This window comes from Herbaspirillum sp. B65 (assembly GCF_000333555.1).
GTDB lineage: Bacteria > Pseudomonadota > Gammaproteobacteria > Burkholderiales > Burkholderiaceae_D > Herbaspirillum > Herbaspirillum rubrisubalbicans.
Genome location: NZ_BADI01000598.1, coordinates 1 through 3193 on the forward strand (window position 1 = coordinate 1; position 3193 = coordinate 3193).

The window sequence follows — 3193 nt, forward strand, 5'->3', positions numbered from 1 at the left end:
ATTCCTTGATGTCATATCATGGGTGGTAGTGTTGCGTACCGTGACCGTACCGTTGAAATGGTCGCCCTCGCGCACCAGGGGCGGCAGGCCGGAGATGAGCTGCACGTCCTGGGTGGAACGGATGCTGATGCTGCCGGTACCGAAGTCGCCAATGCCATTCTCGGCGATGGCAACGATGCGGAAGGAAGTCAGCGGCAGGCAGTCCTGGAAGCCCATGATGCCCATGCCCACCGGACGGTGACGCAGGTTGGAATCACGCGCCTTCTTGACGGCGTAGTAGTTGATGTCGATGACATTGTCCAACATGCGCATGGCGGTGCGGATGGTCTTTTGCAGCTTGGCATGGTCCAGCTCGCCATTGACCAGGTGCGCCGGCAGGTTCACCGAACCCAGGTTGCAGACCGCGATTTCGCTGTCGTTGGTGTTCAGGGTGATCTCGGTGCACAGGTTGGAGCTGTGGACCACGCCCACGTGTTGCTGCGGCGAACGGATGTTGCAGGGATCCTTGAAGGTGATCCACGGGTGGCCGGTTTCGAAGAGCATCGACAGCATCTTGCGCCACAGGTCGTTGGCGGGCACCTTCTTGAAGAGCTTCAACTCGCCACGGGCGGCCTTGGCTTCATAGGCGGTGTAGGCTTCTTCGAAGGCACGGCCGAACTTGTCGTGCAGGTCCGGGGTGTCGGAGGGCGAGAACAGGGTCCACTCGCCCTTTTCCATCACGCGCTTCATGAACAGGTCGGGAATCCAGTTCGCGGTGTTCATGTCGTGGGTGCGGCGGCGATCGTCGCCGGTGTTCTTGCGCAGTTCGAGGAATTCCTCGATGTCCATGTGCCAGGTTTCCAGGTAGGCGCAGACCGCGCCCTTGCGCTTGCCGCCCTGGTTGACCGCCACGGCGGTATCGTTGACCACCTTCAGGAAGGGGACCACACCTTGCGACTTGCCGTTGGTGCCCTTGATGTGGGCACCCAGCGCGCGCACCGGGGTCCAGTCATTGCCCAGGCCGCCGGCGAACTTGGCCAGCAGGGCGTTTTCCTTGATGGCTTCGTAGATGCCGTCCAGGTCGTCGGCCACCGTGGTCAGGTAGCACGAGGACAACTGCGAACGCTGGGTGCCCGAGTTGAACAGGGTCGGCGTCGAGCTCATGAAGTCGAAGGACGACAGCAGGTCGTAGAATTCGATGGCGCGCGCTTCGCGGTCGATTTCGTTGAGTGCCAGGCCCATCGCCACGCGCATGTAGAACGCCTGGGGCATCTCGATGCGGGTGCCGCCGATATGCAGGAAGTAACGGTCATATAGCGTCTGCAGGCCGATGTAGCCGAACTGCAGGTCGCGCTCGGGCTTGAGGGCAGCAGCCAGCTTGGCCAGATCGAACTGGGCCAGCTTGGTATCGAGCAGCTCGGCTTCGATCCCCTTCTTTACATAGTGCGGGAAGTAATCCAGGTACTCGGCCGGGGCGTCAGCCTGGGCCACTTCCTTGCCGAACACTTCCTTGCGGATGGTGTGCATCAACAGACGCGAGGTCACCTGGCTGTAAGCAGGGTCCTTTTCCATCAGCGCGCGGGCAGCCAGGATGGCGGACTTGTACAGCTCTTCGACGGGCACGCCGTCGTACAGGTTCTTGACGGTTTCGGCCAGGATGGCTTCGGCATCCACATGCGCTTCCAGGCCGACGCAGGCAGCGGCGATCAGGGCGCGGACTTCGTTGATATCCAGCGGACGGCTCTGGCCGTCTTCGGTCACGTGCAGTTGCGGTGCGGTCACTTCGGTCTTGGTGGCAGCGCCTTGCTGGGCGCGCTCTTCCATGCGCTTGGCGCGGTACAGCACGTAGGCGCGGGCCACATCATGCTCGCCCGAACGCATCAGAGCCAGCTCGACCTGGTCCTGGATGTCTTCAATATGGAAGGTGCCGCCGGTGGGCTGGCGGCGCACCAGTGCCGAGACGACGTTGGTGGTCAGTTGCTCGACCATCTCGCGCACGCGCGCCGAGGCCGCACCCTGCCCACCGTTGACGGCCAGGAAGGCCTTGGTCACGGCGATGGAAATCTTGGAAGGTTCGAAACCGACCACGGCGCCGTTGCGGCGGATGATGCGGTATTCGCCCAGGCCTGCGGTATGGGAGACGATGGACTGGCCTTCAGCGGAGCCTTCCTGCTCGGCGGAAACGCCAAACGGGGCGGGCGATTTAACGGAAATTTCTTGGGTTGAGCGCACTTAGCCTCCTGGGGTACATGGGCAGACGAACGGGGTGCATCGCCTGCGTTGCTGATAACTACCTCTGGATCCCCGAACTGCCGGGGATCGACGAACGACAGATGCGTCCCACAATGACTATCCCTTGCGTGGACATTCATGCTGACGCAAAAACTGCTTGAAACTGATGAGTGAAGCGACGGAATAAAAGAAGGAAGAACCGGGGCGTTATCGTACTTGGTTACTGCCTCGCGGGTCTTGCACCTTCCGAAGCACTGCCGGAACTAGGGCCCCTGAAAAGGGAGACCCGGCTACCACAATAAGTTCAACTGAACACTACATCTAGTACCAAAACATCGAATGGGACTAATTCTAGTGGCGGCCCAAGGAGGATGCAACCGCTATTTCGAGAATTTTTCTGCTGCTCAAGCTTGACTTTTGTGAAGGCCAAGAGGGAAGCGCAATTGCGCGTGGTTAATCATTTTTACCATTTCGTTGTGATAGCCTGCCCAGTCGAAGAAGGGGCCGGGATCGGTCTTGCGTACCGGTGCGATGTGCTCGTGACCGGCCACGGCGGTCAGGCCATAACGGCTTACCAGGGCCTGAGACAGCTTGACCAGCGCCGCATACTGGGCCTGGGCGAAGGGTTCGAAGTCGGTCCCCTCCAGCTCGATGCCGATGGAAAAATCATTGCAGCGCTCGCGCCCCTCGAAGGTAGACACCCCGGCGTGCCAGGCCCGCCGATGGGCCGGGACAAACTGCACCACTTCGCCATCGCGGCGGATCAGGAAGTGCGCCGAGACCCGCAGCGGCCGCAACTGGTCGAAGTAAGGATGGGCATCGTAGTCGAGACGGTTGCAGAACAGGTCCGCTATATAAGGACCGCCGAATTGCCCCGGTGGCAGGCTGATGTTGTGGATCACCAGCAGGTCGGTAACCGCTCCCTCGGGCCGGTCATCACAGTTGGGCGAGGGCTCCGCGGCGGCGATGTTGCACCAGCCGT

General features: G+C 61.1%; 2 protein-coding genes. Both read right to left on the reverse strand.

The genetic code is table 11. The features are described 5' to 3' along the window. The coding region (locus I5W_RS14130; RefSeq protein ID WP_252717025.1) for a ribonucleoside-diphosphate reductase subunit alpha at nucleotides 1–2211 on the reverse strand (2211 nt) is incomplete at its 3' end. Nucleotides 2212–2615: 404 nt separating this feature from the next. Then, nucleotides 2616–3193: 1,6-anhydro-N-acetylmuramyl-L-alanine amidase AmpD (gene ampD / locus I5W_RS14135; protein ID WP_044529706.1), on the reverse strand; the 578-nt coding region annotated here is incomplete at its 5' end.